The sequence below is a fragment of the Streptomyces sp. NPDC050164 genome (assembly GCF_044459945.1).
Lineage (GTDB): Bacteria > Actinomycetota > Actinomycetes > Streptomycetales > Streptomycetaceae > Streptomyces > Streptomyces coeruleorubidus_A.
Window position 1 is genome coordinate 36,828 of sequence record NZ_JBITJK010000011.1, and the last position, 14,875, is coordinate 51,702.

General features: G+C 70.3%; 16 protein-coding genes and 2 pseudogenes. 16 read left to right on the forward strand and 2 right to left on the reverse strand.

The window, feature by feature from the left end; translation table 11 throughout:
• Positions 1-5: 5 nt before the first annotated feature.
• A pseudogene (locus tag ACIBNA_RS17535) lies at positions 6-314 on the forward strand (phosphotransferase); the annotation flags it as partial.
• Positions 315-316: 2 nt separating this feature from the next.
• Positions 317-559 carry a hypothetical protein gene (locus tag ACIBNA_RS17540; protein WP_399166209.1) on the forward strand — a complete coding sequence of 81 codons (243 nt, stop codon included), beginning with the start codon at positions 317-319 and terminating at the stop codon, positions 557-559.
• Positions 560-661: 102 nt separating this feature from the next.
• Here ACIBNA_RS17540 and ACIBNA_RS17545 read toward each other — a convergent pair whose 3' ends face one another.
• The gene (locus ACIBNA_RS17545) at positions 662-2,551 is read right to left on the reverse strand and encodes an RICIN domain-containing protein (RefSeq protein ID WP_399166084.1); all 1,890 of its coding nucleotides are present in this window, start codon (positions 2,549-2,551) and stop codon (positions 662-664) included.
• Positions 2,552-3,229: 678 nt separating this feature from the next.
• The gene (locus ACIBNA_RS17550) at positions 3,230-3,355 is read right to left on the reverse strand and encodes a hypothetical protein (protein ID WP_399166085.1); all 126 of its coding nucleotides are present in this window, start codon (positions 3,353-3,355) and stop codon (positions 3,230-3,232) included.
• An 8-nt stretch (positions 3,356-3,363) separates the two neighbouring features.
• On the opposite strand from ACIBNA_RS17550, the pseudogene ACIBNA_RS17555 reads away from it, so the two are divergent.
• The 14 genes and pseudogenes from ACIBNA_RS17555 to ACIBNA_RS17620 form a co-directional block, all read left to right on the forward strand.
• Positions 3,364-3,753 (forward strand): annotated as a pseudogene (locus ACIBNA_RS17555) (SDR family oxidoreductase); the annotation flags it as partial.
• A 289-nt stretch (positions 3,754-4,042) separates the two neighbouring features.
• Positions 4,043-4,828 (forward strand): 3-oxoacyl-ACP reductase FabG, encoded by a 786-nt coding sequence (gene fabG / locus ACIBNA_RS17560; RefSeq protein WP_399166086.1) that lies wholly within the window; start codon positions 4,043-4,045, stop codon positions 4,826-4,828.
• Between the two features lie 60 nt (positions 4,829-4,888).
• Positions 4,889-5,212: a darcynin family protein gene (locus tag ACIBNA_RS17565; RefSeq protein WP_399166087.1), complete on the forward strand. Its 324-nt coding sequence runs from the start codon at positions 4,889-4,891 to the stop codon at positions 5,210-5,212.
• Between the two features lie 88 nt (positions 5,213-5,300).
• Positions 5,301-5,876, forward strand: coding sequence for an NADPH-dependent FMN reductase (locus tag ACIBNA_RS17570; RefSeq protein WP_399166088.1), 576 nt, complete (start codon positions 5,301-5,303; stop codon positions 5,874-5,876).
• The gene (locus ACIBNA_RS17575; RefSeq protein ID WP_399166089.1) at positions 5,873-7,357 is read left to right on the forward strand and encodes an FAD-dependent monooxygenase; all 1,485 of its coding nucleotides are present in this window, start codon (positions 5,873-5,875) and stop codon (positions 7,355-7,357) included. The genes ACIBNA_RS17570 and ACIBNA_RS17575 overlap by 4 nt, the downstream gene beginning before the upstream one ends.
• Before the next feature lie 60 nt (positions 7,358-7,417).
• Positions 7,418-7,747 carry a TcmI family type II polyketide cyclase gene (locus ACIBNA_RS17580; protein WP_399166090.1) on the forward strand — a complete coding sequence of 110 codons (330 nt, stop codon included), beginning with the start codon at positions 7,418-7,420 and terminating at the stop codon, positions 7,745-7,747.
• 14 nt (positions 7,748-7,761) lie between these two features.
• Complete coding sequence (locus ACIBNA_RS17585) at positions 7,762-8,010, forward strand: acyl carrier protein (RefSeq protein ID WP_399166091.1); 249 nt, start codon at positions 7,762-7,764, stop codon at positions 8,008-8,010.
• A gap of 47 nt (positions 8,011-8,057) precedes the next feature.
• On the forward strand, positions 8,058-8,996 hold the full coding sequence (locus ACIBNA_RS17590; RefSeq protein WP_399166092.1) for an aromatase/cyclase: 939 nt from the start codon (positions 8,058-8,060) through the stop codon (positions 8,994-8,996).
• A gap of 31 nt (positions 8,997-9,027) precedes the next feature.
• Positions 9,028-10,530 (forward strand): FAD-dependent monooxygenase, encoded by a 1,503-nt coding sequence (locus ACIBNA_RS17595; RefSeq protein WP_399166093.1) that lies wholly within the window; start codon positions 9,028-9,030, stop codon positions 10,528-10,530.
• A gap of 81 nt (positions 10,531-10,611) precedes the next feature.
• On the forward strand, positions 10,612-11,883 hold the full coding sequence (locus ACIBNA_RS17600) for a beta-ketoacyl-[acyl-carrier-protein] synthase family protein (RefSeq protein ID WP_399166201.1): 1,272 nt from the start codon (positions 10,612-10,614) through the stop codon (positions 11,881-11,883).
• A complete protein-coding gene (locus ACIBNA_RS17605) occupies positions 11,880-13,088 on the forward strand; it encodes a ketosynthase chain-length factor (protein WP_399166094.1) in 1,209 nt (402 codons plus the stop codon). Before ACIBNA_RS17600 ends, ACIBNA_RS17605 begins: the two co-directional genes overlap by 4 nt.
• A gap of 82 nt (positions 13,089-13,170) precedes the next feature.
• A complete protein-coding gene (locus ACIBNA_RS17610) occupies positions 13,171-13,422 on the forward strand; it encodes an acyl carrier protein (RefSeq protein ID WP_399166095.1) in 252 nt (83 codons plus the stop codon).
• Between the two features lie 27 nt (positions 13,423-13,449).
• Complete coding sequence (locus tag ACIBNA_RS17615) at positions 13,450-14,634, forward strand: cytochrome P450 (protein ID WP_399166096.1); 1,185 nt, start codon at positions 13,450-13,452, stop codon at positions 14,632-14,634.
• 26 nt (positions 14,635-14,660) lie between these two features.
• The gene (locus tag ACIBNA_RS17620; protein WP_399166097.1) at positions 14,661-14,849 is read left to right on the forward strand and encodes a ferredoxin; all 189 of its coding nucleotides are present in this window, start codon (positions 14,661-14,663) and stop codon (positions 14,847-14,849) included.
• Positions 14,850-14,875: the final 26 nt, after the last annotated feature.

Here is a 14,875-nt window from a genome sequence, read left to right on the forward strand (position 1 = left end):
CCTGTATGAAGCCCACACAGCGAGGGCCCGCGCAGAGGGAATCTGCGCGGGCCCTCGCCCTCTTACGCTCTCAGCCCGGCACTACTACTCGGAGGAACGCGTGGAGCGAGCCGGTACCGACGCCCCAGCGCCTCAGCGAGCCGGCACCACGCTTTCCCAGGCCGTGGGTCATCGCGACGTGGGTTCCCGGCGAACCGGCGGACGGCGCTGAGATCAGCAACGATCGACAAGCGGTGGACACCCTGGCCCATTTCCTGCGCGCCTTGCACCAACCGGCGCCGGAAGACGCCCCCACGAACCCGGAGCGAGCACCCCGTTGGCGAAGCTCACGGAGGTCTTCGAGTCGAGGCTCGACGCGGTGGCGGCACCCTGCCAACGCCCTGATTTCAGACTGCACGCCGCCTGGAAACTGCTGCCACAGGGCGCCGCCGCCGATCTCCTCAGCGCTTACGGCGTGACCATGGAAGCGACAGTTCCCAGCGCCCAAGGCTGGGCCGGGCCGTCGGCGCTTGATCTCATCTCCATCGGTCAAGTTGAGCGCGTCTTTGCCTTCACGTAGCGCGTAGACGTTGCGTCAGTTGGTGGGCAAGCGGGAGCGGATGGGCTGGATGCCCCGAATGGGGCCCGGTGCTGTACACCGGGCCCGAACGGCCAACCGTGATCAGTCGGCCAGAGTGAACGTCTGGGCGGCTGAGTTGGTGCAGGGCTGCTGGGACAGGCGAGCGCCGTTGGCGGCGGAGCCGTTGTCGACCGTGAGGCACTTGCCGCTGTGGCGGGCCGTGAAGCGGTACTGCCCGTTGGTGCCGACGGGCTCGGGGCGCCACTGCTGGTTGGTGCCGCTTTCGTAGCTCCACAGGTGCACCTTGGTGCCGTCGGCGGTGGCACCGGGACCGCCGTCGACGTCCCAGACCTTGCTGTTGTGCCGGTTGACGACCTGGTAGAAGCCATCGCTGGTGGGGCGGAACTGCCAGGACTGGTTGGCTCCGGTGCCGCAGGCCCACTGCTGCAGCGCGGTGCCGTTGCCGGTGCCCCAGTCGGCCGCGTCGAGGCACGCGCCGCTGTTGGTGCCGGCGACGTGGTACCAGGCGGCCGGGTCGATGGTGCCGGTGGGCGGCTCGGTGGGATCGCCGTCGGTGCCGTTCCACACGAAGGTGGCGACGGCACCTGCGGGCAGGGTGTAGGCGAGGGACTTGCCGTTGTCGGTGAGGGAGAACTGCTGTGCACGGGAGGCGGTGTTGACGACGAATGCCGCACGGTTGCCGTCGGGGTTTTCGAAGACGACGTTCTGAACGCCTCCGCTGCCCTGGCTGGTGGAACCGATGCGGGTGGCGCCGACCTTGATGAACTTGGTGACGTGGCCGAGGACGTAGTACTCGGCGCCGGGGGTGACGTTGCCGTTCGCGATCTCGACGATGCCGTTGCAGCGGTTGCCGCAGTGGCCCTGGTGAGGGCCGCCGTTCTGGTCGAGGGCGAGGTTCCAGTTGATGACGGTCTCGCCGCCGTTGCGCATGTTCTGCACGACCAGGTTCTCGGCGTGCCACTGGAGCGTGTCGCCGAAGGTCCTGGACGCGTCCGCGCTGTCGGTGCCGGAGCACTCGGTGAAGAAGACGCGCTTGCCGGCGTCGACGATCCGCTGCTGCGCGGCGGGGGTGCCGCCGTAGCAGTGGAAGGCGGCGCCGATGACGCGCTGGATGCCGGACGTGCGGGAGAACACATCCAGCGGGTAGTTCGGGTGGTCCCAGTTGTGGTCGTACGCGAGGATGTTCGTCGACAGTCCGTTGGCACTCAAGGTGGCGTCGAGCACCTTTAAGAACTCGGCCTGCTCGGCGGAGGGCATCGACATGGACGGGTAGCTGGTGGCGAACTCGGGCTCGTTCTGGACCGTGAGGTCGGTGAGCGTGATGCCCTGCTGCTTGTACGCCTTGATGGACTTGACCAGGTAGTCGGCGTAGGGCTGGTAGTACTCGGTCCTCAGGCTGCCGCCGCCCAGCGAGCCACCGGTTTTCATCCAGGCGGGCGGCGACCACGGGGAGCCCATGAAGCGGATCGCCGGGTTGACCGCGGTGGCCTGCTGGAGGACCGGGATGATCTCTGCTCGGTCCCGGGCGATGGAGAACTGTCCCTGGGTGTCCTCGTAGCTGTAGAAGCTGTTCGTGGCGTTGAAGTCGGTGCTGCCGAGCGGCTGACGCAGGTAGTTGAGCCCGATGCCCCCGCTGGTGGAGAACAGCGAGGTCATCAGGTCGGCGCGCTTGTCGGGGGGCAGGCTCTGGATGAGGTGGGCGGAGGCTTCGGTGACCGAGGCGCCGGCACCGGTGAACTGCTGGCCCTTGCTGCCGGTGTCGATGCGTATGTCGATGGCCTGCGGCGTGCCGGTGAACGGGACGCTGCCTTCAGCAGCCAGCTTCTTCGCGCCGTCCGGGGTGGTGATCCACACCTGTGCGGTGGGGGCGGCGGCCTGGGCGGTGCCGGTGCCGGTGGTGCCGAGTCCGGCGACGGCCAGGACGAGGGCTGCGCCGGCGGCGCGAGCCCGGACCGGAGTTCTGGGTGGCATGATGCGGCTCTCCTTCGATTCGACCTGACGGGAGGGCAGTACACCGGCCCACCCGCGCACGATTGCGTACTGCGGACACGCCGGAGCCTCGATAGGGGTGCACACGGGGCTGAGCTGCGCCAAGGAGTGTTCATCGAGCGGCCGTGGGGCGATGGCCCGGTGACGTCAGAAGACGACGACGAGCCGGGGGCGGGCTCTTACGGGAGGTCGGTGGTTTCGATGCCGGTCTGGCCGCCGCCGGGGAGCGAGAGATCAGGGTGAGGCCGAGGGATCCCTTCCAGCTCATGACGGCGGGGTTTCATCCCTGTCACGGCGACATGAAAGCACACTAACTGAGTACTTAGTAAGTGGCGCGGGCCACACAATGTCTTGCGGGTGAGTGCAGTCAGCGGAGCACGTCCCCGCGCGGCCCTCATCGCGCCTTCCTCGCCGGCCGTCGATTCCGTGGCCGACCTGAGCACCGGCTGCACCAGCTTCGTCGTCGCCTACCGGCTGGTCACCGCGCGGACGCCATCCTCGTCATTCGGAGCAGGACCGAATCGTCGAGCACACGCATCAAGAGTGTCGCCAGGGCGCATCGATGGCTCCTGCAGTGCCCGCTCCAGGGCCGGGCCAGGGCGTGGGGAGAAGCAGCGGGCACCCGTCACTGCGTGGAGATGTGATCTCATCCGGATGTCCTCAGTCGATGTCCGGCTCATCTGCCGCGACCCCGGTGCTCGGCGCGCTCGTCGTGCGCTTCGCCGGCTCCGCGTCCACACCGGCCTCCGTGCTGAGCAGTTCGTCGTCCAACGTGGGGCTCGCCATCCGTTCCGAAGCACGAGCTGCGGCACATGCGTGCGCAGGGCAGCGGCGCCATCGTCAACTGCTCCTCGCTCGGCGGCCTCGTCGGTCTCCCCGGCCGAGCCTCTTACCACGCCTCCAAACACGGAGTCGTCGGCCTGACCACCAGCGCGGCCCTCGAATACACCCCCCGCGGGATCCGCATCAACGCCGTCTGCCCCGGCACCATCGACACCCCCATGGTCAGCGACATGATCGCCAAGGGGGAGCTCGACCGCGCCGAGGCCGAGACCAACCAGCCCATCAACCGGCTCGGCACCGCGGAGGAAATCGCCCAGGCGGTCCTGTGGCTGTGCAGCCCCGGGGCCGGTTTCGTCATCGGCGTCGCCCTCCCCGTGGACGGTGGCTACGTCGCCCGCTAGGGACAGCAGCCCACGCACGGAGGAGACTTGACTGCCGAAGACCCCCCTTGACAACTCGACCTGGAGTGAAGAACATATACATCACATTGGAAATTCTGTGCCAATTGAGCACTCGCCTGGAATCCTGACGCTCGGCCGATTCTGACTCGGATCGAGCCCGAGCCCCGCGAGTGAGGACTTTCCCGAAAGACCCCGGAGATCTCCGGGGTCTTTTTCATTGCGACGCCACCGGCCATGCCCGCCAACGGTGTTGCCGTCATGCGCTTTTGACCCCACGTGAGGAGACGGAATGACGCAGGGCAACGGGAAGACAGCAATCGTCACCGGGGCGACCAGTGGTATCGGTCTGGCCGTCGCGCACCATCTCGGCAGTATCGGATATCGCGTCTTCATCTGTGCGCGCAGCGCCGACTCCGTGAAGCTGACGGTGGAGCAGCTGCGGGCCGCGGGCCACGACGCCGACGGCATCGACTGCGACGTCCGCTCCTCCGAGCAGGTGCGCGCCATGGTGACCGCCGCCGTCGAGCGCTTCGGCACGATCGACGTACTCGTCAACAACGCGGGCACCGGAGGCGGCGGCGTGACCGCCGACCTCACCGACGAGGCCTGGCACACCGTCATCGACACGAACCTCAACAGCGTCTTCCGGGTCACGCGGGACGTGCTCTCCGTCGGCGGCCTGCGGGACAAGAACTGGGGGCGGATCGTCAACATCGCCTCCACCGCCGGGAAGCAGGGCGTCGTCCTGGCCTCGCCCTACTCGGCGTCCAAGCACGGCGTCGTCGGGTTCACGAAGTCCCTCGGAAACGAGCTCGCGAAGACCGGCATCACCGTGAACGCCGTCTGCCCGGGGTATGTGGAGACGCCGATGGCCGAACGCGTGCGCAGGGGATACGCGGCGGCGTGGGAGACCACCGAGGACGACATCCTCGAAAGGTTCCAGGCCAAGATCCCGCTCGGCCGCTACTCCACCGTGGACGAGGTGGCGGGCATGGTCGGCTACCTGGTCAGCGACACCGCCGCCTCGGTGACGGCACAGGCCATCAACGTCTGCGGCGGCCTCGGCAACTTCTGAGCGCCCCCGCACCACCGGCACGGCCCACGGCGTACGGAACCGCCCCCAAGGAGAAGTCCCATGAAGTACACGGCGTTTCTCGGCGTCCGGTTCGAACCGGAGTGGTTCGTCATGAGCCCCTCCGAACGCGACACGTTCGAAGCGGAACACCTCTTTCCCATTCTCGGAAAACACGCCCAGTTTCTTGAGATCCGACCGTTCCGCGCCGCGGCCTTCGGGTCCCGGCACACGAACTTCTTCCTCGTGCAATTCGACGACGTCGACCACTACAGCGAGCTCATCGAGTCGCTGAGCGAAAGCCCGCTGATGAGCCGGCGGTACGTCACCATCACCGACAACCACATCGGCATCGAGGAGAAGCATTACGCAGATCACGACGAGTAGCCCGCAGTCCGCCGGCCCGGCCGGCCCCCCGCCGGGGCACCGGTCCGGCCCGCACCCGTCACCTGCTCACACCTCCACGGGAGCAAGCATGACCCGAATCGGCATCATTCTCGGCAGCACTCGGCCGGGACGCAGCGGTGAAGGGGTGGCCCGGTGGGTCCTCGACATCGCCGGCCGCCGCGACGACGCGGGGTACGAACTCATCGACATCGCCGAACAGGCACTGCCCCACCTCGACGAGCCGATCCCCCCGATGGCCGGCTCCTACACCCACCCGCACACCCTCGCCTGGGCCGAACGCATCCGGCGGCTGGACGGGTTCGTCTTCGTGACGCCCGAGTACAACCACTCGGTACCCGGAGCGCTCAAGAACGCGATCGACTTCCTGTTCGCGGAGTGGGCCGACAAGGCGGCCGGATTCGTCGGATACGGACCCACCGGAGCCACCCGTGCCGTCGAGCACCTCCGGCTGATCATGTCCGAACTCCAGGTCGCCACCGTGCGCGCCCAGGCGGCGCTCACCTTCGCCGCCGACTTCGCCGACCACGCGACGTTCCGGCCCGCCGAGGAGAGCACCGCGACGGTCGAGCTGGTGCTCGACCAGGTCGTCTCCTGGAGCCAGGCGCTGGAGCCGGTACGGCTCAAGGCGGGGCAGCAGTTGTGACCGCCGCCCCGGAACTCGACGCGCAGGTGATCGTGGCCGGAGCCGGACCGACCGGCCTCATGACGGCGGGCGAACTACGGCTCGGCGGAGCCGATGTGATCGTTCTCGACAAGCTGGCGGAGCCCGTCAGCGAGTCCCGCGGACTCGGCTTCACCGCCCGCGCCACCGAAGTGCTGGACCAGCGCGGTCTGCTGGCGGACTTCGGCAACCCGGAGATCAGCACCAAGGGCCACTTCGGCGGCATCGAACTGGACTACTCCGTCCTGCCCGACGGCCACTTCGGCGTGCGCAACGTCGAACAGACCGAGACCGAGGCGGTGCTGACCCGCTGGGCCACCGGCCTGGGCGCCACGATCCTGCGGAGCCACGAGGTCCTCGCCGTCACCCAGAAGGACGCGTTCGTCGCAGTCGAGGTCTCAGGACCGGACGGCCCGCGCGTGCTGCGCTGCTCCTACCTCGTCGGCGCCGACGGGGGGCGCAGCACCGTACGCCAGGCCGTGGGCGTCGACTTCCCCGGACAGGACGCGACCTGCGAGATGTTCCTCGCCGATGTCGCCGGAGCCGCCATCCGCCCGCGCTTCCTCGGCGAACGGGTACGCGGCGGCATGGTCATGGCCGCCCGGCTTGGCGACGACCTGGACCGGGTCATCGTCTGCGAACGCGGCACCCAGCCCGGCGAACGCAGCACCCCGCCCGCCTTCGACGAAGTGGCCGGCGCCTGGCAGCGGCTCACCGGGGAGGACATCAGCCACGGCGAGGCCCGGTGGATCAGCTCCTTCACCGACGCCTCCCGGCTGGCCGCCCACTACCGGGTCGGGCGGGTCCTGCTGGCGGGCGACGCGGCCCACATCCACCTGCCCGCAGGCGGTCAGGGGTTGAGCGTCGGGGTGCAGGACGCCGTCAACCTCGGCTGGAAGCTCGCCGCGGTCGTCACCGGCCGCAGCGGCCCCGAACTCCTCGACACGTATCACGAGGAGCGGCATCCGGTGGGGGAGCGGGTGCTGACCAACACCCGCGCGCAGGGCCTCCTCTACCTCGGCGGCACGGAGGTCGAGCCGCTGCGCGCCGTCTTCGGCGAACTGATGCGCAACGACGACGTCGCCCGGCACCTGGCCGGGATGGTCACCGGCTTCGACGTCCGCTACGCACTCGCCGACGGCGCCCACCCCCTCCTCGGGCTGCGGATGCCGCCCTGCGAACTGCGCACCGCGGACGGCCCCACGACCACCACGCGGCTGCTGCACACGGGGCGCGGGGTGCTGCTCGACCTGGCCGACGACCCCGCCGTGCGCCGTACGGCCGAGGGCTGGGCGCCCCACGTCGACGTCCGCACGGCGACCTCGACGGACGAGCGGCTCGCGGGCACGGGCGCGGTGCTGCTGCGCCCCGACGGCCACGTGGCCTGGGCGGCGCCCGACGGCGGGGAGCTCACCGAGGCACTCCGTACCTGGTTCGGCCCCGGGCCGGCCGCCCACGCCTGAGAACCGGCCCCAGGACATCGCAGACGGCCCCGTCGGGGCCGCAGAGAGACGAGGAAGGCCATGCACACCACCCTGATCGTCGCCCGCCTGGACCCGAAGTCGATCGACGACGTCGGTGCCCTCTTCGCGGAGTTCGACCGCACGGAGATGCCGCACCGCATGGGCACCCTGCGCCGGCAGCTGTTCAGCTACCAGGGGCTGTACTTCCACCTCCAGGACTTCGCCTCACAGGACGGCTCGGAGCGGATCGCCGAAGCCCGCTCGCACCCCCTGTTCACGAGGATCAGCGACGACCTGAAAAAGCACATCACCGCGTACGACCCCGAGACCTGGCGCTCGCCCGCGGACGCGATGGCACAGCGCTTCTACCACTGGGAACAGGAATCCTGAAAGGACGAAAACGGATGACCATCACGGCGTTCACCGTCGACGACCTCAAGACGGCGCTGTTCAGCGCCGCCGGTGCGGACGAGGACATCGACATGGAGGGCGACATCCTCGACCGGTCGTTTTCCGAGCTCGGTTACGACTCGCTCGCGCTGCTGGAGACCGCGGCGCTCATCTCCCGGGAGCACGGCATCAGCCTGGAGGACGATGCCGTCACCGCCGTCACCACCCCCCGGGAACTCATCGCGCTCATCACCTCCGCGTGAGCGCGGCCGCCCGAGACACCCCGTTCCCGAACGAGCCGGGAGGCACCATGTCCGGACCCCAGGTCCACGAAGTCGAACACGAGATCACGGTCGACGCCTCGGCGAAGGACGTCTACCGGCTGCTGGAGGAGGTGGAGAACTGGCCGCAGATCTTCCCGCCGAGCGTCCACGTCGAGCGCGTCGAGCGGGAGGGCGAGCACGAGCGGATCCGGATCTGGGCCACGGCCAACGGAGCTGCGAAGACGTGGACCTCCCGCCGGCGGCTGGTGCCCGCCGACGGCCGGATCGAGTTCCGCCAGGAGGTGTCCAGCCCGCCGGTCGCAGCGATGGGCGGCACCTGGATCGTCGAGGACCGGGGCGAGGACCGCTGCCGGGTGCGGCTGCTGCACGACTACCGGGCGGTGGACGACGACCCCGGGGCACTGGAGTGGATCGCCACCGCCGTCGACCGCAACAGCCGGGCGGAGCTGGGCGCGCTCAAGGCCGAGACCGCGCTCCGCGGCGCCCAGGTGCGCCTGGCATTCGAGGACACCACCCGGATCGCGGGGCGGGCCGAGGACGTCTACGACTTCATCAACGCGGCCCACTTGTGGGGAGAACGCCTCCCGCACGTCGCGCGGGTGAACCTCCAGGACGACGGCGGACTCCAACTGCTGGAGATGGACACCCGCGCCGTCGACGGGTCCACCCACACCACCACCTCGGTACGGGTGTGCCTGGCCCCGGACCGCATCTACTACAAGCAGACCCAACTGCCCGCGCTGATGACGCTGCACACCGGGCAGTGGCGGTTCGAGGAGGACGCCGACGGCGTGCTGGCCACCTCGCAGCACACCGTCTCCATCAACGAGGCCAACATCGCGGCGGTCCTCGGCCCGGACGCGGGGCTCGACGACGCCCGGGCGATGGTCCGGGGGGCGCTGGGGACCAACAGCCTGAGCACCCTCGCCCACGCCAAGGCGCACATCGAGGGCAGCGGGACATGACCCCGCGAGGGGGCCTTACGGGATCCGGGCGATGACGCCACCGGATCCGGCCGAAGCCGCGCACGTCCTGGTGGTCGGGGCCGGTCCGGTCGGGCTGCTGCTGGCGGGTGACCTGCGCCGGCACGGCGTGCGGGTGGCGCTCGTCGACCGGCTGGCCGCGCCGATGACCGAGTCGCGGGCCTCCCAGCTGAACGCCCGCACCATGGAACTCCTGGACCAGCGCGGGCTCCTGGAGGCGTTCGGCGAGCTGACGCACGAACCGCTCAGCCACTTCGGCGGCCAGTCGTTCCGGGCCGACGGGTCGGGGAGCCGGTACATCGGCAACTGGAAGGTGCCCCAGTTCCGCACCGAAGCGGTGCTGGGGTCCCGGGCCCGCGCGATGGGCGTGGACCTCCACCGGGAGCACGAACTCCATGCCCTCACCGTCACGGACGAGGGCGTGGCCGCCGCGTTTCGCACCCCCGACGGACCCCGGACCCTGCACTCCGCCTACGTGGTGGGGTGCGACGGCGCCGACAGCACGGTACGACGGCTGGCGGGCATCGACTTCGACGGCAGCGCCCCCACGCGGGAACTCCTGCGCGCGGACATCGCCGGGGTGGACGTGCCCGCCTACCGCTTCGAACGGTTCGCGCGCGGCTTCGCCACCTCGGCCCGACGGCCCGACGGGGTGACCCGGGTCATGGTGCACGCCTTCGGCCGCCTCCCGGGAGGGCGCAGCGGACCGCCGCCGTTCGACGAGATCGCGGCGGTGTGGCAGGAGGTCACCGGCCACAGCATCGCGGGCGCGTCGGCGAGCTGGACCGACGCCTTCGACGACGGCTGTGCGCAGGCGACGTGCTACCGGCGGGGCCGGGTGCTGATCGCCGGTGACGCGGCCCACGCGCACATGCCGGTCGGCGGCCAGGCGCTCAACCTCGGCCTCCAGGACGCGGCGAACCTCGGCTGGAAGCTCGCGGCGCAGGTGCACGGCTGGGCCCCGCCCGGACTGCTCGACAGCTACCACGCCGAACGCCACCCCGTCGGACGCCGGGTGCTGGAGAACGTACAGGCCCAGGGCCTGCTGCTGTTCGGCGGCGCCGAGACCGAGCCGGTCCGCCGCGTGCTCGCCGAACTGCTGGCCGAGCCCGGGCCCCGCGCCCTCCTGGACTCCATGGTCAGCGGCCTGGACGTCCGCTACGACGTGGGCGCCGACGACGCCCCGCTGCTCGGCGCGAGGCTCCCCGACATCGACCTCACCGTGAGCGGGGAACCCACCACGGCCGTCCGGCTCCTCGGCGACGGCCGGGGCGTCCTGCTCGCCCTGGCCCGCGACGGGCAGCACATCCGCGCAACACCGGTCGGGGCAGCGGCCCGCGGCTGGGCCGACCGGGTGCGAGTGGTCGACGGCGCGGGCCCGGCGGACATCGACGGAGCCACCGCGCTCCTGGTGCGCCCCGACGGGCACGTCGTCTGGACCGACCGGGCGCAGACGTCCCTGCACCACGCCCTGGACCGCTGGTTCGGCGCCGCCGCGGCAGTTCCCCGGGTCTGAGCACACATCCGCACCACAGCCCTGCTGGGAGGCCCCCAGCACGTTCGGCATCGCATTCCTGACGTATCTCCGGAAGGAAGAATCATGAGGCGACGAGTCGTCATCACCGGCATAGGGGTGCTGGCACCGGGAGGGGTCGGCACCAAGAACTTCTGGGCTCTGATCAGCGAAGGGCGCACGGCGACCAGGACGCTGTCGCGCTTCGACCCGGCGCCCTACCGCTCCCGGGTCGCGGCCGAGATCGACTTCCATCCGCAGGAACACGGCCTGAGCTCCCAGGAGATCCGCCGGATGGACCGGGCCGCCCAGTTCGCCGTGGTCTGCACCCGCGAGGCGCTCCTCGACAGCGGACTTGAGCTGTCGGAGATCGACCCCCACCGGATCGGCGTCACGATCGGCAACGCCGTCGGAGCCACCACCAGCCTGGAGGACGAGTACCGGGTGGTGAGCGACGACGGGGCCAGGCACCTGGTCGACCACACCTACGCGACACCGCACCTGTACGACTACCTGGTCCCGAGCTCGATCGCGACCGAGGTCGCGTGGTCGATCGGCGCGGAGGGGCCGGGCACGGTGGTGTCCACCGGCTGCACCTCGGGGATCGACGCCGTGGGGCACGCCGTCGAGCTGATCCGCGACGGAGCGGCCGACGTGATGATCACCGGTGCCACGGAGGCGCCGATCTCGCCCATCACCGTGGCGTGCTTCGACGCGATCAAGGCCACGAGCGTCTTCAACGACGACCCCGAGCACGCGTCCCGCCCGTACGACAGCACGCGCAACGGCTTCGTCCTCGGGGAGGGAGCCGCCGGCTTCGTGCTGGAGGAGTACACCAGCGCGCGCCGGCGCGGGGCGAGCATCTTCGCGGAGATCACCGGCTACGCGGGCCGCAGCAACGCCTACCACATGACCGGACTGCGGGCGGACGGCGTCGAGATGGCCGAGGCGATCACCGCGGCGCTCGACGAGTCCCGGCTCGACCCGGCCGACCTCGACTACGTCAACGCGCACGGCTCCGGCACCAAGCAGAACGACCGGCACGAGACCGCCGCCTTCAAGCGCAGCCTCGGCGAGCACGCCCACCGGGTGCCGGTGAGCTCCATCAAGTCGATGGTGGGCCACTCGCTCGGGGCGATCGGCTCCATCGAAATCGCCGCGTCCGCGCTGGCGATCAAGGAGAACGTCGTACCGCCCACCGCCAACCTGCACCACCAGGATCCCGAACTGGACCTGGACTACGTCCCGTTGACCGCGCGCGACTGGCGCACCGACCGGGTGCTCACGGTCGGCAGCGGGTTCGGCGGGTTCCAGAGCGCCATGGTCCTGACCGACCCGGAGAGGGGGGCCTCATGACGGCCGCAGCAGTGACCGGACTGGGCGTCATCGCGCCCAACGGCGAAGGCACCGAAGCCTATTGGAAGTCGACTCTCGCCGGGGTCAGCGGCATCGGCGAGCTCACCCGGTTCGATACCGCCGACTATCCGGCGAAGCTGGCCGGCGAGGTGCGCTTCGACGCCGCCGCGCATCTGTCGAGCCGGCTCATCCCGCAGACCGACCGCATGACGTGGCTCTCCCTCGCCGCCGCCGACTGGGCCCTCGCGGACGCGGGTATCGCACCGTCGGACCTGCCCGACTTCAGTACGGGCGTGATCACCGCGGCGACCGCCGGCGGCTTCGAGTTCGGCCAGCGCGAGCTGGAGAACCTCTGGAGCAAGGGCCCCAAGTACGTCAGCGCGTACCAGTCCTACGCCTGGTTCTACGCCGTCAACACCGGTCAGATTTCCATCAAGCACGGGATGCGGGGACCGAGCGGGGTCGTCGTGAGCGACCAGGCGGGCGGGCTCGACGCCCTCGCCCAGTCCCGCCGGCAGATCCGCAAGGGCACCCGGCGGATCATCTCGGGCGGCGTGGACGGCTCGCTCTGCCCGTGGGGCTGGGTGGCGCAGATGGCGGGCGACCGGATGAGCACCTCCCGGGACCCCGAGCGCGCCTACCTCCCCTTCGACGCGCGGGCAGCAGGGCATGTGCCGGGCGAGGGCGGCGCACTGCTCGTGCTGGAGGACGCGGAATCCGCGCGGCAGCGGGGCGCTGAGGTGTACGGAGAGATCGCCGGGTACGGCGCGACGATGGACCCGCGGCCGGGCAGCGGGCGCGAGCCCGGGCTGCGCCGGGCCGTCGCGGCGGGGCTCGACGACGCGGGGATCTCCCCGGCCGAGGTCGACGTGGTCTTCGCGGACGCCGCCGCCGTGCCCGAGCTCGACCGGATCGAGGCCGACGCGCTGAGCGACCTGTTCGGCGCGGGCGCGGTCGCCGTCACCGCTCCGAAGACGATGACCGGACGCCTGGCGGCCGGGGCCGCCCCGCTCGACGTCGCGGCGGCGCTCCTGTCGATCCGTGATGGCGTCATCCCGCCGACGGTCAATGTCGCCCGCGCGGACAGGTACGACCTCGACCTGGTGACCGAGGCCCGGCGGGCCCCGGTGCGTACCGCCGTCGTCCTGGCGCGGGGCCACGGCGGGTTCAACTCCGCGGTCGTGGTGCGGGGAACGGACGAGTGACCTCACCGCGCCCCGCACAGCTGTCGGCACCGGGTGCCCCGCCCGGCGGCCGATCCCATTCCCCTTCGAACAGGACGGACGTATGAGCCAGCAGTTCGGCATTGAGGATCTCAAGCGCATTCTCCGGGAGGGCGCGGGCGGCGGCAGCGCGCTCGAAGCCGACATCCTGGACACCACCTTCGTGGATCTCGGATACGACTCGCTCGCCCTGCTGGAGACCGGCAGCCGGATCGGCCGGGAGTACGGACTGGAGTTCGAGGACTCGGCGCTCGTCGACATCGACACCCCGCGCGACCTCGTCCGGGTCGTCAACGCCCACCTTCTGGGCCACTGAGCCCACAGCTGACCCGAGGAGATCCGCATGGCGGCGCTCACCATTCCCCGTACCGACATCGACCCCTACACCGACGAGTCGATCCTCTCGCCCTACGAGGACTACCGGCGGCTGCGCGAGCTGGGCCCGGTGGTCTGGCTGGAGGCCCACCAGGTCTTCGCGGCCGCCCGCTACCGGGAGGTCTACGACGCGCTCCACGACCCGACGACCTTCTCGTCGGCGTCCGGCGTCGGGCTCACCGAGACGCTCAACAAGGCCCAGAAAGGCAGCAGTTTCACCAGCGATCCGCCGTACCACGGCTATGTGCGCAGCCTGGTGGCCCGGCATCTCAAGCCCAAGGCGCTGGAGCAGTTCCAGGACTACATCGCGGGATGGGCCGACACCCTCGTCGACCAGCTCATCGAAAAGGGCACCTTCGACGCGGTCACCGACTTCGCGCAGGCGTTCCCGCTCGCCGTCGTGCCCGACCTGCTCGGCTGGCCCGTCGAGGAGGGCAAGGAGCGGCTCCTGGAGTGGGCGACCGCCGGGTTCAACGCCTTCGGCCCGCTCAACGAACGCACCATGGCCGGGTTCCCGCTGCTCCAGGAGATGTCGGAGTTCCTCCAGCGGATGTCGATCCCGGGCAACCTGCGGCCGGGCAGCTGGGGCGCCCAGCTGGTGAGCGACGCCAAGGAGGGAAAGATCGAGGAGTACCTCCTGCCCGGGCTCCTGGGCGACTTCCTGGCCCCCTCGATGGACACCTCCGTCAGCGCGCTGTCCAGCATGATGTGGCTGTTCGGATCGCACCCGGACCAGTGGGAGCTGCTGCGCGGCGACGAGTCCCTCATCCCGTCGGCGTTCAACGAGATCATCCGCATCGAATCCCCCCTGCGCGGCTTCACGCGGCTGGCCACCCGCGAGCGGGAGTTGGGCGGCGCACTGGTGGCGGAGGGCTCAAGGGTGCTCTTCCTGTACGGCTCCGCCAACCGCGACGAGCGGCAGTGGACCGACCCGGAGAAGTTCGACATCCAGCGGCCCGGCGTCGCGCAGCACGTCGGCTTCGGGCATGGCATCCACGGCTGCGTCGGCCAGGCGCTCTCCCGCCTGGAGAGTCACAGCCTCCTGAAGTCGCTGACCAGCAAGGTCCGTTCGATCGAGATCGGCGAGCCGACCTGGCGCCTGCACAACACGATCCGCGGCATCGCGTCCATGCCCGTGACGCTCCACCCCTGATCCGCGTCGACGGAAAGGCCGCCAGGATGAGGATCACCGTCGACCGGAGCCGTTGCGAGGGGCACGGGCTGTGCGAAGGCGCGGCCCCCGCTCTGTTGCAGGCCGACGAGGGATACGCCGAGCTCCTCTTCGAAGGCGAGGTACCGGCGGATCAGCAGGCCGCCGCCATACGCGCGGTTCGGGTGTGCCCCATCGCGGCGCTCAGGGTGACCTGAGCGCCGCGGTCCGCAGAAGGGAAGGT